This window comes from Buttiauxella massiliensis (assembly GCF_902500225.1).
Taxonomy (GTDB): domain Bacteria; phylum Pseudomonadota; class Gammaproteobacteria; order Enterobacterales; family Enterobacteriaceae; genus Buttiauxella; species Buttiauxella massiliensis.
This window is the reverse complement of the sequence record NZ_LR722650.1, coordinates 298,709-316,432: the sequence shown is the minus strand read 5'-3', so window position 1 is coordinate 316,432 and position 17,724 is coordinate 298,709. Positions and strand designations below refer to the sequence as shown.

Sequence of the window (17,724 nt, the reverse complement as noted above, 5' to 3'; positions counted from 1 at the left end):
GTCATGCATACGACCCAAACCGCGGAGCTTAAACCATCACGCGGCGCAATGAATACATTAAAAAAACTCGCAAAACTCCACAGTAAAAAATTAGTGATTACGCTGATGCTGGTGGTCGCTGAAAACATCATCTATTTGCTCTATCCATTAATGGCCGGATTTGCTATCAACGCCATCATTAAAGGGCAACCGCTACATGCATTGCTGTATGCGCTGGTGGTCTTTGTGATGTGGGCGATAGGCGCTGCACGCCGCAGCATGGATACCCGGACATTTGCCAGAATCTACGCCGGTCTTGCCGTGCCGGTAATCCTTGCGCAGCGCGAGGATGATCATAGTCATTCGACCATCGCTGCTCGCGTGACGTTGTCACGTGAATTTGTCAATTTCTTCGAAACACATTTGCCGCTACTGATTACCTCTGTAGCTTCGATTATCGGCGCAGTGATTATGTTGCTGACTATTGAGTTCTGGGCGGGTGTCGCTTGTTTTGGCGTGTTGATTTTCTTCGCCATGTTCCTGCCGAGCTATACACGCAAGAACGAAATGTTGTATGAGAAACTCAACGACAGGCTGGAAAAAGAGGTGGGTTTTGTCGGCACAGCCAGTGAAAACACACTGAACAAGCATTACAACTTTTTGGCGCGTGTTCGTATTCGTTTGTCCGACCGGGAGGCATATGGCTATTTATCTATTGGTATTGCCGCAGCGTTCCTGTTCGCGATGACCATTTGGCTTATGACCGTGAAAGGTGTCGGGAACGCCGGGCATATTTACTCTGTCATGACCTACATGTGGATGTTCGCCATGAGCCTTGATGATGGCCCATCTCTGCTTGAGAAGTACTCGCAGCTTAAAGAGATAGGCAAACGCGTCAACACAGGACTTGTGTAATTAACCCACTTCCGGCAACGCGCCGGATGCAATCAACGCCTGAATCACAATCACGGCGATACCGCAGGCAAACACCAGAATCAGCAGCGGTTTGCCGCCAGCAACACGGTAGCCAGGCTCGTTTTGAGTCTGGCGACTTTTCCAGACCAAAAGTGACGGGATGATTAGCGCCAGTATTGCCAGCGCAACACCGGCATAACCCAGCGCCATCACAAACCCTTGCGGGTAGAACAGGGCGAAAACCAACGGCGGTACAAACGTCATCAACCCTGTTTGCGCACGGCCCGATGCATTACGTTTACGGTTGAACAGGTCGCTCAGGTAATCAAACAACCCTAACGACACTCCGAGGAATGAAGTTGCCAGCGCCAGATCCGCAAACAGATGCACCGCCAATTCGACATGCGGCGAGGCCACTACTTCACGAACCGCCTGCAATAAACCATTCAGCCCTGAATGGTTAGCTAACAGCCCGCTAAACACACCCGAATCAATCGCACCCAGCGTGGCAACTTGCCAGAAGATATAGGCAACTAACGGGATTGCGCTGCCAATGATAAACACCCAACGCAGTTTGCGCAGGTTGCCATCAAGGTAACTAACAATACTCGGCACGCTGCCATGGAAACCAAACGAAGTGAAGATCACCGGAATGGCTGAAAGCGCGAGGCCTTTCTCCAGCGGCAATGTCAGTAAATTAGTGTGATGGATGTGCGGCATCATCAGCCCCAGCATTACCACCAACATGATTACCTTGGCGCTAAACAACAGGCGGTTGAACATATCCACCATATGGGTACCGATGCAAACAATGCCCCCGGCAACAATCGTGAACAGCAAAACCCCAGTGGTGACCGAAATATTAGTAGAAAACCACTGGCTCAGGCTTGCCGATAACAATTCTCCCGCGCCGCTGATATACGCCGCCGTCAGCGCATACATCAGGAACAGCATGCTAAAACCGGTAAGCCATTGTCCAGGGCGTCCAAGGTAGCGACGGGCAAGGGTGCCAAGCCCGGTGTCTGCGGAAACGTGTTGATAAACTTCGACCAGAAGCAGTGCTGTGTAACACATCAACCCCCACAAACCGATGAGCAACAGGAAAGTCACTCCAAACCCAACCCCTGCTGAAGCCAGCGGCATTGCCAACATTCCTGCACCAATAGTGGTACCGGCGACGATAAAGATACTGCCAAGAGTGCGATTCTTCACGCTTCCCTCTGAATTTACGCTTGTAATAACGAGATTATGCCGCGCAGGGTAAGGGATTGTTACGACTCCGTCAAATGAGGGTTACATGAGGTGTAATTTTATGTTTACGATTTTTCATCGAAAATTTCATAGCCAATATTCAGTGCAATCTTATTAATTTTTTAAGTACAAGCCAATTAATGCATTTTTATGATTAATCAGTATCTACACTTCGGAACTTAGTCAGCTTTCAAAATTACTTTCTGATAAGGTTCTAAATGAAATATTGCATCAAAATATCATTCATAGAAATAATCCACGTAAAGTAGGTCGATCTGAAATAAGTGTTACGTGGATAGATAAAATTCCGTTAGCTAAAATGACGGAAAATACCAGAGATCATTTTAATCAAATCATTAGTGCGAAAGTAGAACTCGCAGATGCTTTATTTGTAGATATAAATAACTCATCAACAACATCATCATGTTCTGCATTTTTATTTCAGGCCAAGAGGGCAAAGACACTTGAATTACCTTAAGGAAGTGGCGTTCGACAAACGCTACTACCCGATATCACCTTTGGTTTTATGCTGCGAAAAGACCAGGTGCTGACACCGGCTTACGAATATTTTATCGACTGTATGGGTCAGGAGCTAAAAGCTTCTGCTTTGTAGCCATCGAGCAAAGTGCAATTCCCAGCGTGATAAGCAGCGCGCTAACGAGATGAAAACCGTGTAACGGTACATTGAGGAACAGTACGCTAAACACGCCACCGCTAAGCGGAATAAGGTGCGAATAGACTTCACCACGCGTCGCGCCAATGGCCTGAATACCTTTATTCCACAGCAAATATGACAGCCATGACGGGAAGATAACCAGGTAACCCAGCCCTAATAAGAAGCCTGAATTAAAGTAGGTTTTCATCTCAGATGCATAGTGGGCCGACGAATAGAGTGATAACACCGGCAGCAGCACTATTGCGCCAATCGCGGCACTTACCGCAACAAATGCATTCCCACCAACCTGTTTTGGTTTGAGGCGCAAGAACGCGCAGTACAACGCCCAACTGACAGCCGAACCCATAGTCCACACGTCGCCACGATTGAGATTTTTAAGCATGTCTATATGCAGAAGGTCACCTTGCATCACCAGATAGATCACACCCAAAGAGCTAAGCACCACACCATAAATATTGCGTCGTGAAATAGCCTCTTTGAAAATAAACTTATTAATCAACAACACTAATGCAGGCGTGGTGGATAAATATATCGCTGCATTTAATGATGAGGTGTATTGCAGGCCGATATATAGCGTCACCGGGAATAACACTTGCCCGCATAAAGCGAGGAAAAACACCGTGTATTTTGCCTCAACCATCGCCTGCCATTGCACTCTTATCTGCCGGAAATAGAGGCTGATGAGCAACAGGGCGGTGAGCATCCAGCGGGCCTCCGACAGCACAATGGGGTCAACCTGCGCGACCAGTTCGTGGCCCACTACATAGTTTCCACCCCAGAAGCAGGCGGCAAGGCTTAACAGTAAATACGGCATAATTTGAGTTCCAGAAAATGGTTTAATACACTCAGCTATAGATTCAATGCATATAGGCGATTTCACGCAGCTGATAAAGACTACGTGGAACTAGCGGTTTGACACCTGGTTGTTCTTGAGTTATTGCCTTTCTTAGGACCATAGTAGGGTTGCGGGGCAATCAAATCTAATTCATCTTTTTCATGGCGAGGTATAGTTTAAAACTATGAGGTTCACACTACGGCAGCTGGAGTTTTTCATCGTGCTTGCGCAAACACAGCAGATTTCCAAAGCGGCATCGCGCTGTAATATCTCGCAGTCGTCGATGACGGTCGCCATGCGCAACCTCGAAGCCTCGTTAAACAACCAGCTGTTTTTGCGCCAGTCAAAAGGTATTGAACTCACCGCCGCAGGTGAGCGCTTCCTGCATTATGCCCGTAAGATTATTAATGACAGCCAGCTTGCCATCGACGATTTGCTACACCAACCGCAACTGGAACAAGGCACAGTGAATATTGGCATCGCCAAAACACTTTCCGCTTATTTGCTTCCGGCGATTATTCTTGAAGTTGAACAGCACTTCCCATTAATGACGATTAATTTCATTGAGGAGAATCCACAGGAATTAACCGAATCATTAAAACGTAAGGATATTGATTTCTCGCTGCTGTTAACCTCAAATATTGCGCACGACAACGCCCTGAAAACAGAAATCTTTATTCGTTCACCGCGTCGACTTTGGGCCGCACAAGGCCATCCACTATTGAACCAGTCTGTCATTCATCTGGCAGATATCGAAAACCAGCCATTCTTGCTGTTGGATACTGACGAATATCCCGATGTGATTAAAGAGCACTGGCGCACGCGTGGTGGCAGCCCAAATATCACTTTCACCACCACATCGTTCGAAACGGTGCGCAGTCTGGTCGCAAAAGGAAAGGGGGTGACGATATTGTCGGATCTGGTTTACCGCCCGTGGTCGCTCGAAGGGTTACGCGTGATGCGCCGCAGCATTGCCGACAGCACCACCTACATGGATGTTGGCGCGGTAACGCTTGCTGAATCCTCGCTGAGCGAAACGGCAACGGCAGTGCTGACTTATTTGCGCAGGGTGATAACGCGGTTGGGTGAGGAGAAATGATAGTGACCTGGAACCAATGCAGATTATTCGAATCAAGGGGATATAAAGCAACATGAAAAGAAGGGTGAAATATAATAACAATAAATATGTGGATATATATATCGCATGACAGTTTATTGATCTGCCATTATCAGCGTGGCATCATATCGGCACAAAAGATATATAGGGCTTACGATGAAAGACGTTATTGACGGTTTTTTGAGGTTTCAGAAAGAAGCATTTCCGCAACGTTCCAAACTCTTCAAAAAACTCGCATCAAATCAAAATCCTAAAACACTTTTTATTTCCTGTTCTGACAGCCGACTGGTTCCTGAATTAGTGACACAGCGTGAACCGGGTGAACTGTTTGTCATTCGAAACGCGGGTAATATTGTGCCACCGTTCGGGCCTGAGCCCGGTGGTGTTTCAGCTTCAGTTGAATATGCGGTGATGGCGCTTGGCGTTCGTGACATCGTGGTTTGCGGGCATTCGGACTGTGGAGCAATGACAGCTGTCGCCAACTGCCAGTGTCTTGACCATATGCCGGCCGTTGCCCATTGGTTACGTTATGCAGATGCTGCAAAAGCCATTAACGAAGCGGAAGAGCATAGCTCAACGCAATCTCGCGTGGACGGCATGGTGCACCAAAACGTGATCGCTCAACTTGGGAATTTACGTACTCACCCTTGTGTTGCGTTAGCACTTGCGAAGGGCAACATCACGCTTCACGGCTGGGTTTATGATATTGAATCGGGATGTATTGAAGCTTTCGATAGCAAATGCGGGAAATTCATCTCGTTATCAGACAATCCTGGTGTAACGGCGTCTTAATTAGCCATTTATCAAAACTTCCGCCACGGGCAATAACCGGGCGGAAGTTTTCAGTTGGTCCGTTAAACCAGCTTCCGAATGGCATGGATAGCCTCGGATTATTCCGGGGTTTATTTTTAATTAACGATAATGGTGATGATGCCAGCTGTGGTGATGGCCTCCATCCCTGTAAATACAGCCAGACAGGCTCATAACAATTACTATACTACTGATAATTAATAAAAATTTCTTCATGATTGATACCGTTTCTCACTATTAACATTACCAGTGATTATCGGTGGATATAAAAATGGAACAACCAGATAAAACTCAATTTCATCCCCTTCACATTTTCCTCAATATTGCTCAATTAATATTCATGGCATAATTAAATATAACAAATAACTAATACGGCTGAATTGATATGCTAATCGCTGAACAAAATAAGACTATTTCGATTGGCGTTTTTGAACCGCAGTGGGGATACAAGAAGAGTTGGGCAACGCTGTCTCATGTTGGGAATAAATGAAGCCCAATTTTTTGATGCATTTACGTGAATTCTGCTGCACCGATGTACTACCAAAACAGCAGAATTCACGTAGCGACGCCATTTTAAAACAAACCCATTTTATTCAATAGGTTATATAGTAGATATTAACTGCCCCAGCGGTTTTTAAGGTAGCTAACGGCTTCTCTGGTCTGTGGCTGGTTAAGATTATTTTCTCTGAACAAAATGGTGCCGCTGATTTGTGGCAAAGATTCGTTCAGATCGAGCTGTTTTTTCAGCTCGGGCACACCACCATTTACAGTCCAGTCCGGCTCTTTCCTGGACGGTTCGCCGACTTTGTAGAGCGCAACGCCAATATAGAGCCGCGTATTTGTTGGTTTCACAACGTCGGCCCACCATTTTGCGAGCACATCATACCGGGCGGCATCTCGCGCGAATGGCCAGTACAACTGCGGGGCGATGTAATCCAATAGGCCCTGTTGCACCCACTTTCGTGTATCAGCAAAAGATTCATCATATGCCGCTGCACCTCTGGTATCGGAACCAGCCGGATCAAATGAACGGTTGCGCCATACACCTGCAGGGCTCACACCAAATTCAACACCCGGTTTTAACTGTTTGATAGTTCGAGAAACTTGTTCAATTAATTGCTGCGTGTTGTGCCGACGCCAGTCCGCTTTTGAATCAAATCCCTGGCCATATTTTTGGAATGTCGGGTTGTCGTTGATGAAGGACCCTGGGGATTCTGTATAGAAGTAGTCATCAAACTGCACGCCATCAACGTCGTAACGCGATACCACTTCAGCAACGACGCTGGTAATCCAGTCACGAACTTCCGGAATCCCAGGATCTAATACATAACGATCGCCTGATGTACGAATCCAGTCACGATGCAGCACAAACACGCTCGGTGGCTGTTCCGACAAAGTGTTGTTGAGTTCTGCAACGGTCGACGGTTTGGTATTTGTGGAAACACGGTAAGGGTTAAGCCAGGCGTGAACTTTTATACCGCGCTTGTGCGCTTCATCGAGCATAAATTGCAGTGGGTCGTAACCTGGGTCTTCACCAATTTTGCCCGTCAGTACATCTGACCATGGTAAAATTTTTGATTGCCAAAGCGCTGTGGCATCGGGTTTGATCTGGAAAAATACGGTATTAATTCCAAGACTTTTCAGGTTATCTAATTTGTTTTTTAGCGCCTGCTGTTGCTGGCTAACGCGAGTGGAAGCGTTGTTGGGATTTACTGATGCAACAGGGGGCCAATCAAGACGAGATACTGTTGCGAGCCATACGCCTCGTACTGGTTCTTTATTTTGCGATGTCGGATGCGTCTGTTTAGTCACCGGGGTCACGAGTGAGACCGGTGGTTTTGAAGAACAGCTGGCAAGTAACATAGCGGCGATAACAAAGGCGCCTGACGTTTTCACTTTTCTTGTCATTAGCGGAAAGCTTCGAGAGCGGCTGATGGTAGACTCCAGGTTTGCGGCACATAGTCAGGAACGAATATTCTCTTCTGATTCGCATTTAAGTCAATGATGTAGATTATGTTAATTAGCATCGGGAAGACTATACCCGAGAAACTTCGAGAAGCAGGTAGGCGGCAAACGAACAAATCCCGATGAGCTTACTGAAGTAAGTGATTCGGGTGAGTGAGTGTAGCCAACCCCCCTGCATTTTGAAGGGCGACGGGTATATATAGAAGAAAAAATAGTAGCGAGTGGCACTATGGCCACTCGCCTTAAATAAGATGGCATCAGTACTCCTTGAACGCCAGTTCCAGACGAGCGATTAATGGCTTGAACAGATAGCTCAAGAATGTTCGCTCTCCGGTTTTAATCGTCACACTTGCCGGCATGCCCGCTTTAATTTTGTAGTCGCCCAACAAACGCACACCTTCTGTAGAGACCTGAACTTCGGCAAGGTAATAGGGCTGCTGTGTGGCCTCATCGATTAATCGGTCAGCCGAAATAGTTAACACGCGAGCAGGAACTGACGGTAACAAAGCATGGTTAAGGGCAGGGAACAGCACATCAACCGTCAACCCGGGAACCAGTTTATCAATGGCATGTACCGGTATTTTTGCATCTATTTGCAGAGGTTGCCCGGCGGCAACAATATCCATTAAATGTTCTCCTGGCTGAATAATGCCGCCCACAGTACTGACTTTTACATCCAGAACGATGCCATCAATAGGTGAACGAATTTCCGTATTATCCAGTTCATGCCGAGTCGAAACTAACTCATCTTCAAGCATGGAGACTTCTTTTTGCTTTTCCGTAAGCTCTGATTCTACTTCCCGGAGATATTGATGACGTACCTGATACGCTTTGATCTTCAGTTCATTTTGCTGTGACTTTAATTTTGCGATATTCAGAATATCTTCTGATACGCTACCGGATATTTCAGCAGCCTCACGTTCAAGCACCAACAATTGCGCTTTAGGGTAATAATTTTTTTCACTTAGCGCTCTTATGGCACCTAACTCTCTGTTAATCAGACTGAACTGGTGGTCACGATAGCCCTTTATTTTATTTAGATTGTTGGTCTGCTCAATAAGGCCATCAAGCGTCTCCTGAATCATTGATAATTCATCCTGGATATTTTTTCTGCGTGTATCGAATAACTTTTCTTGCAGATTTCTGACCTCAATCAGGCGTTTATTATCAGCAAATTTTTGTGTCAATGTATTATCAAAAGCAATGGTTTCCAGGCCGCCTCGTTCTGCCAGCAAGCGGTCTTCAATACTTTTTGCTGACATATATTGTGCATTTAAGGTGCTATAACGCATGCCAAGTTGCATTTTATCCAGTCGCACTAACACCTGGTTTTTTTTAACCAGGTCGCCTTCTTTAATAAAGATATCGGTGACTCGCCCACCGCTTAAATGCTGAATAGTTTTACGGTGGCTTGAAACTGTCACCGTCCCGTCAGCCACCACACCAGCATCTAAAGGAGCCTGTACCGCCCATAATAAGAAACCACCAACGCCAAGTGTTATAACGATGATCCCTCGCAGTATTGGAGGCCATATATTGGTATCAACGCTGCCGGAACCGGGGGGTTGCACGTCTTTATTATTCTTTTTCATCATCAGGCCTCTCGTTGCTGTTCAGTACTTGATGGAGAGGAGGCCGCTACCGGTTTTAATATATTGGCCTGCCGTAGATTGGCAAAAACCTGGTCGCGGGTGCCGAACTCTTGCATGGCTCCGTCATTGAGCAGTAAGACTTTATTGACCACGCCAAGCAGCGTCGGGCGGTGCGAGATAATGACGGTGGTTTGGCCTTGGGTGCGCAGCGTATTTATCGCTTTGACGAGGGCAAACTCACCAGCATCATCCAGATTAGCGTTTGGCTCATCCAGCACGATGAATGCAGGATTGTTATAGACCGCACGCGCCAACCCAACTCGTTGCCGTTGCCCACCTGACAACTGGTGTCCACCTGCACCCAGAGGTGTGTCGTAGCCTTGGGGGAGACGTAGGATCATGTCATGCACGCCAGCCAAAGTTGCGGCAGCGACGATAAGTTCGCTATCGTTTTCAGCAAAACGGGCAATATTTTGCGCGATACTGCCGTCGAATAATTCAACATCTTGTGGGAGATAACCGATGGATGGACCAAGCAACTCTTTATCCCACTGGCAAATATCTGCGCCGTCAAGGCGAACCTTACCGGATAAAGGTTTCCAGACGCCGACCAGCAACTTCGCTAGTGAGGTTTTCCCTGAGGCCGAAGGGCCAATAATACCCAGCACTTCACCTTTCTCTAGTTGAAATGAGATATTACGTAGCAGTGGAGCATGTTGGCCTGGTGCTGCGGCAAAAACACTTTCAACACTGATATTCCCTTTTGGGCGTGGCAGGGTCAGGACCTCTTTGGGCGCTGGATACTCCTTCAGCAGTGTTGATATCTGATGCCATGCGCTACGAAATTGTACAAACTGCTTCCAGCTTCCGATGATTTGTTCTACCGGGTTAAGGACTCGCCCTAGAATGATAGAAGCGGCAATCATCAGCCCTGGGGTAATTTGGCCTTCGATCACCAGTAAAGCCCCGGCTCCCAGCGCAATAGATTGCAGCAGCACGCGCACAAAGCGGCTTAAACTGTTTAATCCGGCTGTTTTATCGGCAATCTGCGTTTGTAATACCAACACTTTGTCATGCTGTTCCCCCCAGTGGAGTTTTAGGGTGGAAAGCATTCCCATCGCTTCTATAGTGTCGGAGTTTTGTAATTGCTTATTGAGTTTGCTGGCGTTATTGATGGTTAACGCATGTGCTTGCTGAATAGGGCGTTTAGTCGAAAATTCCGAAACCAGGGTCAGGATAAATAATATTGTTATGCCTCCCAAAGAGAGGTATCCCAACAGTGGGTGGACAAGAAAGGCAATAAATAAATATACCGGTGTCCAGGGAATATCCAGCAGCGCAAATAAACTGCTGCCGGAAAGAAACTGACGAATTTGATCCAACTCGGCTAACGCCTGGGCAGGGTTACTATCGCCTGTAGCAACTTTTCGTTTAAATGCAGCATTAAAAACTAACTTATTCATTTTGACATCGAGCCGATTGCCAAGCCTGATCATGACGCTTGAACGGGCCGATTCAATCATCGCAATAACGATGTATATACCGACAATAAGTAACGTCAACATCAATAAAGTCGTCGTGTTTTTACTGACCAAAACACGGTCATAGACCTGCAGCATATATATTGCCGGCGCCAGCATAAGCATGTTAATTACACAACTAAAAAACAATAACATTATAAAGGTCGGTTTAGTCCCCTTTAATGCACTCTTCAGTTCTGTTGGCGTATGCTGGCGCGACATAGTCTTCTCCTTACGCAATCAGTGAGTTATTGCCATTATTAGCGGCAAAGGTTGATGGTAATTCGAGAATGAAATCACCAATATTAACGCTGGTTGAGTTCACCCCGACTAAAGTAATGACATCAGCACCAACGGTAACGACGGTATTACCGTTGTTTCCCGTAATCGCGACGTTGCCGTTAAAACTACCCGAAGTAATACCTAACAAACTTAAATCGAGGTAATCCTGCCCACCAACGGCGTTACTGTCGAAACTAGTGATGCGGTCTTGCCCAAAGCTTGCGCTGAAGGCGAAGATGTCATTACCTGTGCCACCGTCCATGGTGTCATTACCCGCCTGGCCGTTGAGGGTGTCGTTCCCTGTGCCGCCAGAAAGAATATCGGCACCCGCTCCACCAATCATCACGTCGTTGCCAATCCCACCCTGGAGGTTATCGGCACCATCGCCACCATCAAGGAAGTCATTACCGTTCCCACCGATCAGCTGGTCGTTGCCTCCCATCCCAAACAATGAGTCATTCCCGTTGCCGCCAGTGATGGTGTTAGCAATAGCGTTCCCGGTACCGATGAAACTGCCCTGGCCGGTAAACACCAGTTCTTCGATGTTATCGGTCAAGTCATAACTTGCGAGCCCGGTTCGGACAATATCTGTACCGGCATTGAGTCCTTCGATAACGTTGTCGCCCACGTTATCAACGATATAGGTATCATTTCCGGCACCGCCGGCCATGCTATCTGCTCCCAGACCACCATCGAGATCATCGTTGCCAGCATCTCCTTGCAAGATATCTTGTCCTGCTTCACCTGCCAGGCTGTCGTTGCCTGCACCTCCGACCAACAAATCGTCACCCGCACGTCCAAGCAGAGTATCGTTGCCGCCTTCACCACGTAGGATGTCACTCCAGGCGGTGCCGATGAGAGTGTTACCAGCGTTAGATCCAATAATAAGATCGCCAACCGGCTGTGTAGCGGCAGATGTGAGGACAACAGGGGCGTTTCCTTCATCATCTGTGACTGTCACCACCACTTGCAGAGTCCTGCCAACCATCGCCTGAGCCGGAGTGAAGGTAGCCGCTGTGGCACCAACAATATTCACAAACCCGGTCGCAGTGCTCATTCTCCATTGATAATTAAAGTTACCGCCTGTCAACCCGTCCGCATCAGCAATACCGGAGACAACAGCAGTAAGTGTCACGCTTTCGGTCGGTGTCAGGTCATTAATCACCGGGGCACCAGTAGTCGGCTGGTCGCGCACCATAACGGCCTGGGTTTGAGCCGAAACCAGGGTTTCAGCATCACCCATACGGTCATTGAAACTAGCAACCACACGCAGTGGAGCACCCAAAATAGCACCAGGGACTCTGAACTCCTCACCAACGGCCTGATCACGCCATTGGCCATTGGTAAATGCCTGCCATGTCAACGTGATAGCTGCGTTAGCCGCAATACCATTCCCATCCTGCAGATTCGCCAGGTTGACTCGCAGGAGGTCACCAACTTCTGGTGTCGGGTTATCAATGGTGAGATTGCCTGTTGCCTGTTGTGCTGTTACCCACAACTGTTCACCGTTGCCAAACTCCACTTTTTCGATGTTCAGCAGGCGGTCAACACCGTCATCAAAATTCAATGCGGCGTCGGGGGTAGCGTGGTCAACCCGGAGGCTGCCATCGGGCATACGGGTAAAGGCATAGTTGCTACTGACATCGCGGTACACCGCAACGTCGGTTTCAGGGCCATTACCCTCACGCAAGATCTCACGCACTATCGAGAGTTGATGCGGTTTTAAGGTGCCTGCCAGCATGTAAGATTTCAGTTCGTTCATGCTGTCGGCACTGGTGATGCCCGGCATTCCGCTGACGGCAATTCGCACGTTCAGCCACGAGTCGCCATCAATAATATCGTTGCCCGCTTTACCGGTTATGCGGTCGCTGCCACCACCACCGAGTAAAATATCGCTGCCATCATCGGGGTTAAGCAACACTGCATTAGGGTCCGTGGAGTGTGCAACACCGAGAATGGCCTGCAGACCGCTAATCCTGTCAGCACCTTCCTGGGTAAGATTGTTGGAGAGCGGGGTGCCCAGAACCGGTGCAGTCCCGAGAGGTTGTTCGGTGCCAACTAACACGTCGTTGTGTTTCCAGCCCGATAACCCCTCAACCAGATCGAAGCGATCCCGCAGGATAAACTCTTGTTGGTTAACGAAAATTGGAATACCGAGGTCGGAATTAGCACCATGCGGGTCGCCTTTATGGATTGCCCAGTCGAAACCGGCCATGCCATTGTTGCGCTGAATCCCCGGGCCCTGAACCATGATGTCGTCGCCAGCTTCGCCATCGTAGTCCGTATCGTTACCCTGGCCGTTAAGCACATCGTGGCCAACGATAGTACTGTTGAAGAACAACTCGGAGTTTTCACCCGTCAGTGAGTCAAACCCGTCACCACCTTCCAGCCAGTCATCACCTTCGTTACCGAGCAGAGCATCAGCGCCGGAGCCACCCAGAACAAAGTCATTGTCCCGGCCAGCAAACACTTCCTGGGCATCTTCGCCAACCACCACAAAATCACTGCCACTGCCGCCGAATACCAGATCGTTACCGTTACCGGAGAAGATGACATCATGACCTGCGTCGCCGTGCAGGAAGTCTGCATCGCCAACTGGCGTGCCGGTGTCGGTAATAATGTCATTACCATCACCACCGTGAACCACATCCGCTTCGTCGCCACCATCAAGGCGGTCATCGCCACCATCACCCCACAGGCTGTCGATGCCTTTACCGCCGATTAACGTATCGTTACCAGCAGAACCACCGAGCACCACATGCCCATCGCCGGTGTATTTAAGGTAAGCGCCGTCAGCTGCGCCATCGCCGTTAACATCCTGAGTGGCAGCGCGTCGTGTCAGCAAAGGCGATAAGAGATCTTTTAATGGGTTACCCCACTTTGGGTCAGCTTCTGTTTGCAGAGCCCGGTTCACTTCGAAAATATGGTCTGGAGTCTGGAATAGGTTAGCGGGCAGGTGAGACGAACCATTTTCCCCAAGGTCGCTGTTGCGCATAACCAGCGCGGAGAATGAGTTGGCTTCCAGCTCGTTGAGCATGTTCAGACCCTGAGCTCGGCTCAGATAGTAGAAGCGGTCGCCGTCTTGCAGCATTTCCATTTGCGTTTCAAAGACAAAGTTGAAGGTAGAACCCAGCATCCCACCAAACTCGTTCTTCCGCTCAGCAAGCCCACCAATCCAGAAGTCGACCATGTTCAGGCCAGACTCTTTAGTGGCCCACGCGCCGGTACTGTTGAAGAAATCCATCGCATCGGCAGGCGGTTGGGAAGTGCCATCGCCAAACAGCAGGAAGTTCACCGCATCGCGTTTGCCTTCAATGGTGGTAGCGCCAAGAATCAACTCATGCTGACCGTAAGCGGCCATAAAGTTGATGATAGAGGCCGGGTTTTTCAGGTATGTAGTGAAGTCGGCCCAACTGGTATAAGGGCGCAGCTCACTGTTGCCGCTAAGTTCAAAGAACTGCTCACGGGCCTGGTTCAGTGTTGGCATTGCCGTATCACGGCCACGAGCAATGTTAAGAGCACCTAAATCAAGCGGTAACCCGATAAGGTTATTACGCAGCGCATCGGTAATAAATTCATCAATTTCGTTACCGACTTGCCGTGTCATACCGCGAACAATCGCGCCAATTGCTTGTTCATCGGAAACCGCACCACCGTTAATTTCATTAAAGGCGACCGGATTCAGGAACGCTTCAATCAGGCCAATGTCACCGTTTTGCATATCGATATCGGTACGCGCTACGGTTTCTGTCAGCATAGAGTGGCCAAAACGGTAAACCACGTGTGCGAACTCAGCAAAAATCAGCGGGTTAATGTCTGCCGTATTGGAGAACACAAACGGGTCGACAGCAGGCTGTACGGTGCGGGCAAACTCTTCGAAGACCAGGTGCTGATACTGCATCTCCGTGGTGAAACGACCTGCCTGGAATAAATACTCACCATTCCAGACCAGGGTGCCGGTATCGGCTGGGAGCTCAGTTATCTGGTGCGCTGGCATTAGCCATTGGTTGATAAGATCGATATCACCGGTTGCCAGCAGGGTGGTTTTATACTCTTCCACCAGGCGATTATGCTCGCTGTGGAAGACGGCATGCACCGCGGTTAAACCGATGTTTTCGTTGCCACGTCCATCACCGGTGATGAAGTGGCGGTCGAGCAGTTCGTCATCGTAGGTTCCGGCGACCTGAACGCCACCAATCACATCATCGTCATCGGCCAACAACCCTGCTTTTGGTGCAGCAGTGTGGGCAATGTCGTCCAGGAAAGCATGCCCGGTGCGCAACGTTCCTGGGGGTAAAAAATCACCATTCGCTTCAACCAGCCCGGAAGTGGTAACGATCTGCACTTTGCCATTTTCACTTAAGATCAAGTTGCCGTAACGGTCAGTGGCCAGCAGCGGAACATTAAACACGTCCTGATCGGTGAGTTTAATTCCAAGCATGGTTTCAGCCTGGTTTTTGACATCAGCCCAGGTTGCCAGCCCACCGTTCGCACCACCTAATAAATTGCCGGTAGGTTCAGGTTTTCCATCAATCATGACGTATTCGCGGATGAAAATCTGATGTGAAGGGTGGGAGGTATAGGTTTGGTTTTGATCGATGAAGGGGGTGGTGAGGTTGACAGTTTCATGGTTGGCATCAACTTTTGCCCTGGTTAATACCATGAAGTTATTGGCGCCTAAATCATCGCTCCATAAGGGATCATCGGGTTGCAGTGGAATGAATACAATGCCGTTTCCCTCCTTTGGAATTAAATCCAGACCGTGGTCAAAGAATTGCCCGAATAATGTCATCCAGCCATTGAAAGCAGGGGACAAACCCACATCCGGAGACAGGTTAGGAATCGACAAGCTACCATTTGCCGATGTGGTTCCTCCTCCAGGGGCATCTTGTAAGCCATTATGCGCTTCGACTGCTGCCGGGTTGGAAGCGGTTTGGTCCGATATCAAGTTACTGATAATACGCGGGTCTGCATCAACGACCGTGCCACCGAGTTGGGTATAACTGGTCATGGCATCCGCATCCTGCCAGTTCAGCTCGGTTAGTCTTGGCATGTTTTGATCGGCTGAACCGTATAGCTCCTGACCCGGAAGAAGGTTATTCCACGAGCCATCTACGGTACGGATACCGTAGGGTAATAACGGACTGGAAACTAAATCTCGAAGTGCATCGCCATTAACACTTCCGTCTGAGTTTGTCGCTGCTTCAGATATCTTTATCTGCTTGAGAATAAAAGCAAGATCGTGCAGCGTGACAGTAAAGTCATATTGTGAGGCCATAAATAATTACCCCTATCTTTACCTTGAACTAGCTATCATCACTCGTCCCGTCTTTTTCAAAAAAGGCAGGAGAATGAACCGTGTGTATTGAAATGAGTTATCGAGTTGCAATGTCGCAACCAAGGTCCATTTTTATGTAATAAAAATATTGGCTACCTTATAAGAGTTATTCTCCCTGTAAAAATACTTAGCTGAATAAGTTTATTTCCTCGCTTGCAAAGATAATTTTAATTAAGTTAAAGACAGCCTCAGCCTTTTGAATTTGCAGGTGCATTCAAGGCGGAGGGTTTTAAATACTGATGACTCGTGTATATGGCTGAGGTTTTTACCCTATATGACACTTTTGTTATATTAATAACTATGGTTTTTCTTTGCGTTACTTCTCTCATGCTTTTTTATGAGAAAAAATAAAAGTTGAAACAATTCTGACGAACAGTAATCACAATACGTTATTTTCTTCATTTGATGGGGGTGGGTAGCAAGTTTTTCTTACGGGATTAGGTGAGGGTGGATAATATAATAGATTGATAAGCCTCATCATTAAACACTGTAACCATGACTTAGACGTTTAGCCTTTTGCCAAAAAAGTCAAATGATAAAAAATCTCATCATTAATAATGATAGGTGATGTTTTCATTTCTTTACGTTTCGATTCTATGTCGGCTAAGTATTTATGCTATCACTTTTATAAAAATCATTAATATCACCATATGATGGTGGGGGTATTTTCATTACGTAATAACACTGTGCAATTAGCATGCTGATTTTGCTGTCATCCCGGAGTAGGGATGACAGCTTACTTTTCTATTTTCTGAAGTCGAGCATTCAAGAAATGGAAAATTGATACTATTGCTGCACGATTAAATATCATCAAAAGTATGGTCAACAACAATCTCAAGGGTTTTACGCACGATGTCGATGGTGACGACATCATCAGTGGATTCAATAGCCTCAATCAAACGCTGAATTATGGCTTTATTAGTTAAATGTCCATCAGTAGCAAGAATGCTGCGTATTACCGCTCCGAGTAATACGGCCTCATCAGCCAGCATGTCGCCAGCGTTACGAAAATATGCGGTCAAAGCTGTGTTTGGCAGGGTGGCATAAATTTCTGATTTATGAAGCGTCATCTGGGTCATTTACTTTCACCATGAGTAAGTTGAGTGTGTAGGGCAGTCAGTGTTTTTTACTACTGCCAGGATCAGGGCTATCGTCGAATAACTGATATGCCTTGTTTTTTTGTTGTATCGGGCTCTCCATGTCCCACTGCTGTTGAGCCGAAACTGAATTACGTCGAGAAATGCCCAGGCGTTGGTGACTGATATCGGCAATGACGTCCGCTATCAGATTTCGCCTCTGTGCATCTCTTTCTGACGCTTCCATTGCTTGCAGTTTTTCAATCAGGGACCGGGTACTGATGGGTCCGTTATCGTAAAGGATTGATAAAACTGCTTCTCCAATCAGTTGATCGATTTGTTGCTCTCTTTTACTTCTGCTCATAACT

At 47.7% G+C, this 17,724-nt stretch carries 11 protein-coding genes; 3 read left to right on the top strand and 8 right to left on the bottom strand.

Annotated elements, in window-relative coordinates; translation table 11 throughout:
- Positions 1-3: 3 nt before the first annotated feature.
- Positions 4-894, top strand: a complete 891-nt coding sequence (locus GC128_RS05950; RefSeq protein WP_064518969.1) for an ABC transporter six-transmembrane domain-containing protein — start codon at positions 4-6, stop codon at positions 892-894.
- Here GC128_RS05950 and tyrP read toward each other — a convergent pair whose 3' ends face one another.
- Both tyrP and GC128_RS05940 read right to left on the bottom strand, forming a co-directional pair.
- Positions 895-2,106, bottom strand: a complete 1,212-nt coding sequence (tyrP, locus tag GC128_RS05945; RefSeq protein WP_151993533.1) for a tyrosine transporter TyrP — start codon at positions 2,104-2,106, stop codon at positions 895-897.
- Positions 2,107-2,714: 608 nt separating this feature from the next.
- On the bottom strand, positions 2,715-3,635 hold the full coding sequence (locus GC128_RS05940) for a DMT family transporter (protein ID WP_151993532.1): 921 nt from the start codon (positions 3,633-3,635) through the stop codon (positions 2,715-2,717).
- Between the two features lie 205 nt (positions 3,636-3,840).
- Between GC128_RS05940 and GC128_RS05935 the strand changes: the two genes are divergently transcribed.
- Together GC128_RS05935 and GC128_RS05930 are read left to right on the top strand one after the other, a co-directional pair.
- Entirely contained in the window at positions 3,841-4,755 is a 915-nt protein-coding gene (locus GC128_RS05935; protein WP_151993531.1) for a LysR family transcriptional regulator, read from the top strand.
- 174 nt (positions 4,756-4,929) lie between these two features.
- Positions 4,930-5,565 carry a carbonic anhydrase gene (locus tag GC128_RS05930; protein WP_064518959.1) on the top strand — a complete coding sequence of 212 codons (636 nt, stop codon included), beginning with the start codon at positions 4,930-4,932 and terminating at the stop codon, positions 5,563-5,565.
- A 633-nt stretch (positions 5,566-6,198) separates the two neighbouring features.
- On the opposite strand, the gene GC128_RS05925 is transcribed toward GC128_RS05930, so the two are convergent.
- The 6 genes from GC128_RS05925 to GC128_RS05900 form a co-directional block, all read right to left on the bottom strand.
- Positions 6,199-7,491: a glycoside hydrolase family 10 protein gene (locus tag GC128_RS05925; protein ID WP_151993530.1), complete on the bottom strand. Its 1,293-nt coding sequence runs from the start codon at positions 7,489-7,491 to the stop codon at positions 6,199-6,201.
- A gap of 314 nt (positions 7,492-7,805) precedes the next feature.
- Positions 7,806-9,143 carry an HlyD family type I secretion periplasmic adaptor subunit gene (locus tag GC128_RS05920; protein ID WP_226812008.1) on the bottom strand — a complete coding sequence of 446 codons (1,338 nt, stop codon included), beginning with the start codon at positions 9,141-9,143 and terminating at the stop codon, positions 7,806-7,808.
- Entirely contained in the window at positions 9,143-10,882 is a 1,740-nt protein-coding gene (locus GC128_RS05915) for a type I secretion system permease/ATPase (RefSeq protein WP_151993528.1), read from the bottom strand. The genes GC128_RS05920 and GC128_RS05915 overlap by 1 nt, the downstream gene beginning before the upstream one ends.
- A 10-nt stretch (positions 10,883-10,892) precedes the next feature.
- Positions 10,893-16,220, bottom strand: a complete 5,328-nt coding sequence (locus GC128_RS05910) for a peroxidase family protein (protein WP_151993527.1) — start codon at positions 16,218-16,220, stop codon at positions 10,893-10,895.
- 860 nt (positions 16,221-17,080) lie between these two features.
- A complete protein-coding gene (locus GC128_RS05905) occupies positions 17,081-17,359 on the bottom strand; it encodes a biofilm development regulator YmgB/AriR family protein (RefSeq protein ID WP_034455564.1) in 279 nt (92 codons plus the stop codon).
- Between the two features lie 37 nt (positions 17,360-17,396).
- Complete coding sequence (locus GC128_RS05900) at positions 17,397-17,720, bottom strand: hypothetical protein (RefSeq protein WP_151993526.1); 324 nt, start codon at positions 17,718-17,720, stop codon at positions 17,397-17,399.
- Positions 17,721-17,724 lie beyond the last annotated feature (4 nt).